This is a genomic window from Devosia psychrophila, assembly GCF_000971275.1.
Taxonomy (GTDB): Bacteria; Pseudomonadota; Alphaproteobacteria; order Rhizobiales; family Devosiaceae; genus Devosia; species Devosia psychrophila.
Genome location: NZ_LAPV01000208.1, coordinates 1 through 768, shown reverse-complemented (window position 1 = coordinate 768; position 768 = coordinate 1). Strand labels below are relative to the sequence as shown.

The following is a 768-nucleotide window of genomic DNA, read 5'->3' as shown; positions in this document are numbered from 1 at the left end:
GGGGGGGGAGGGGGGGGGGGGGAGGAACGGGGGGGGGGGGGACCGGGGGGGGGGGGGGAAGCGGGGAGGATGGGGGAAGGAGAGCGAGCGGAGGAGAGAGAAAAAGCGGGAGGGAGGGAGGTTCCGAGAGAAGGACGGGCGGGGGGAAAGCGAGAGTGCCGGGGAGGTGCGGGAAGGCGGAGAGGCAGAGGAGGAGGAGAAGAAAAAGGAGAGATGAGAGGGAGAAGCAGAGAAGTTGGGCAAGGAAGTCAGAAATGAAGAAAAAGAGATGAAGGAGAAGGTGAAGGAAAGGCAGGAAGAAAACATGAAGAAAAAAGGAATAGAGGAAAGAGAAAAAGAGAGGGAGAGAGAGAAAAGAGAGGAGGAAGAAAGAAAAGAAGGGAAGGGAAGAAAGGGGAGAAAGAAAGAAGAGAAAGGGAAGGGAAAGGGGCAGGAAAAGGTAGCAAACGATAGGAAGAAAATGGGAGTAGAGGAAAGGAGGAACGATGGAATTGGGAAAGGAGATAATGAAGAAAAACAAGCTGAGAGTGATGAAGAAAGAAACGAAGACGGGAAGCAAGGGGAAGGGAGGGAGGAAGAAAGGAGAGGAAGAGGAGAGGAGGAAGAGGGGGGGAGAAAAGAGGAGCAGGGAGGACGAAAGGGTGGAAAGGAGGGGCGGGAGGAGAAGAAAAGGCAGAGGCAGAGGCAGAGGCAAAAAGAGATGAAGGAGAGAGAAGAAAAAGAGAAGGGGGAGGAGGGGGAAGGAAAAGGAAAGGAGGGAAAAGAGAG

At 54.2% G+C, this 768-nt stretch carries 1 protein-coding gene; it reads left to right on the top strand.

Features of this window, described 5'->3' with window-relative positions:
* Nucleotides 1-235: 235 nt before the first annotated feature.
* On the top strand, nt 236-768 hold a 533-nt coding region (locus tag WH91_RS25015; protein ID WP_046172939.1), incomplete at its 3' end, for a hypothetical protein.